This window comes from Streptomyces oryzae (assembly GCF_017676365.1).
GTDB lineage: Bacteria > Actinomycetota > Actinomycetes > Streptomycetales > Streptomycetaceae > Streptomyces > Streptomyces oryzae.
Map to the genome: position 1 here is coordinate 1 of NZ_JADKMA010000368.1, position 2,592 is coordinate 2,592.

Sequence of the window (2,592 nt, forward strand, 5' to 3'; positions counted from 1 at the left end):
GAGGCCAGAAGTTCGGGGACGGGGCCGCAGGTGAGGGCGTGGCGCGCGGCGCGTACGCGGCGCGGGTCGACGCCGTGCGGCACCGGCGAGCCGGGGGCGGTGAGCTCGGCGACGATCCATGCGCGGTCGAGCGGCTTCTCGTGCCCCGCCTTGGTGTGGGCGACCGGTTCGGTGTGGGCGCCCAGCGGGTTGCCCAGGCCCAGGAGGTCGACGACGAGCCCGTCCAGCGGGAGCATGGCGCCGGCCAGCCCCAGCCGCGCCTCCGCGCCGGCCACCGGCGCCCGCACGTGCGCCGCCATCGGAACCAGCGGGAATCCGGCGTCCCCCGGCAGCCGCAGCACCAGCGTGTGCCCGCCCTCGCGGACGGCGCGCCGGGCCACCTTGGTGAAGTCGCGCGGCGGCGCGGTGTGTGCGTGCCGGCTCACCGGGTGCGTTGCGCCGAGGGCCCGCTGGTAGACGGTGTGCGAGTCGAAGATGATCCGCCCGTCGTCGGGGCTCTCGTACGGTGGGCGGAGCGTCACCAGGCAGACGAGGCTCCAGACGCCCACGGCTGAGACCACCGCCGCCGCAGCGCGCCCGTACGGCAGCAGGAAGGCCGGCAGCAGGACGAGGAAGAGCGCGGGCAGCACCATCCTGCCGTGCATGAAGTCGCCACCGACCTTGACGACGAACAGCGCCGACAGCACCCCGGCCACCAGCGGGGCCGCCACCAGTGCGGCGTCCGCCGCCCGCGCCGTCCGCGCCGTCCGCGCTGATCGGCCGAAGGCGCGCCGTACCAGCTCGCGCACCCCGAACGCCGCGAGGAGGCCGAGCGGCACCCAGAGGACGTACGGGTCGAGGGTGTTGAGCAGATAGCCCCAGCCGTATCCCCACTGGGTGCCGGAGGCTTCCTTGGCGATGGCCGGAAGCGGAACGAGCACCCCGTAGTACCCGGCGCGGAAGATCTCGTACGCGAGGGGCAGGGCCAGTGCCGTGACCGCCCAGCACAGGGTGGTGCGGAGCGCGGGGCGCCGCATCAGCCAGAGCGCGGCCAGGAACACCGCGCCGACGAGGGTGAGGTCCGGCCGGACGAGCGGGCCCAGGCCGAACGCGAAGACCGTCGCGTACAGCGCCGGGCCGCCGGTCGCGGGTGGGCCGGTTGTCGCCCTGGCCCGGACCAGCAGCCACCAGCAGCCGCCCAGATAGCAGAAGGAGAGCCCGGTCTCCAGGCCGGAGGTCGCGTAGTCCCAGGTCGCGCACAGCGGGAGCAGCACCAGCACGCCCGCGGGCAGCAGCGCGCCCGCGGGGCGGCGGAGGCGGATCATCCGGCGGGTGCCGTCCAGCGCGAGCAGAAAGCCGGCCACGGTCAGCGGCAGCCCGAGCACCACCGCGAGCCGCAGCGGATCGTCCACTCCGGGCAGCGCGCTGCCGGCCGCGAGCAGCCACTGCCACAGCGTCCCGGTGGAGGTCTCGACGCGCTCGCCGACGTTGTAGACGGGGCCGTTCCCGGCGAGGATCTGGCGGACGGTGCGGGTGTAGATCAGCGCGTCGTCGTTGGTCCAGCGGTGCCGGTAGCCCAGGACGAGGACCGTCGCACCGCAGGCGGCGACAGCGAGCGCGTTCCAGCGCTGGGCCAGTGTGCCGGGCAGGGCAAACGCCCGTCCCCCCGTGGCCGGTTGGGGAACGGGGAGCTCATCGGCCGGTTGGGGGACGGGGAGCTCATCGGGTCGGGACATACCGTCACCTTCCCTCCGGCTCACCCGGACCGCAGCGTGTGCAGCGCGCCACCTGCCGCCGGTCACCCGGCTGGCCGAGGGGTGAGGCGAGGCAGGGGGCGGAGTCCGCGCCCCGCGCGGCGCGCCGGTGGCCGGACACGCCGGGTGGCGCGGCCATCCTCGGCTCGGACCGTCTCCCGATCCGGCCGAATCGTCTCCGGATCCGACCGAATCTTCCCCGGACCCGACCGCATGGTCTCCGGGAACCGTACGACTCCTCCCCGTCCCGTACGCGACAGAAAGCGAGCCCGCCATGACCGCCGCCGACGCCACCCCCACTCCGCCGCCCGCTCCGGCTCCGGCCCCGGCCTCCTCGTTCAGCGCTCCGCACCGCTCGCAGCCGGGCGGTTTCCGGGTGATGCCCGGTGCCCAGGTCTCCGAACAGGCCGTCGTGGGTGACGGCAGCACCGTGTGGGAGCTCGCCCAGGTGCGGGAGGGCGCCGAGCTCGGCGCGGCGTGCGTGGTGGGGCGCGGTGCCTATATCGGGGCCGGTGTCCGGATCGGGGCGCGCTGCAAGCTCCAGAACCACGCCCTCGTCTACGAGCCCGCCGTACTGGGCGACGGCGTCTTCGTCGGGCCCGCCGTCGTGCTCACCAACGACCGGGCCCCGCGTGCCGTGGACCCGGACGGCGCGCTCAAACGGGCGGGCGACTGGGAGGCGGTGGGGGTCACGGTTGCGGACGGCGCCTCGCTGGGCGCGCGCTCCGTGTGTGTGGCGCCGGTGCGGATCGGCCGCTGGGCGATGGTGGCGGCGGGCGCCGTGGTGACGGCCGACGTGCCCGACTTCGGTCTCGTCGTGGGTGTCCCGGCGCGCCGGGTCGGCTGGGTGGGCAGGGCC

General features: G+C 75.3%; 2 protein-coding genes. One reads left to right on the forward strand and one right to left on the reverse strand.

Going from position 1 to position 2,592, the window contains the following annotated elements:
* Positions 1 to 1,715, reverse strand: a 1,715-nt coding sequence (locus tag ITI46_RS34105) for an arabinofuranosyltransferase AftB family protein (RefSeq protein WP_209243875.1), incomplete at its 3' end; no start/stop codon positions are given.
* Between the two features lie 397 nt (positions 1,716 to 2,112).
* Between ITI46_RS34105 and ITI46_RS34110 the strand changes: the two genes are divergently transcribed.
* Positions 2,113 to 2,592: acyltransferase (locus tag ITI46_RS34110; protein WP_209243876.1), on the forward strand; the 480-nt coding region annotated here is incomplete at its 3' end.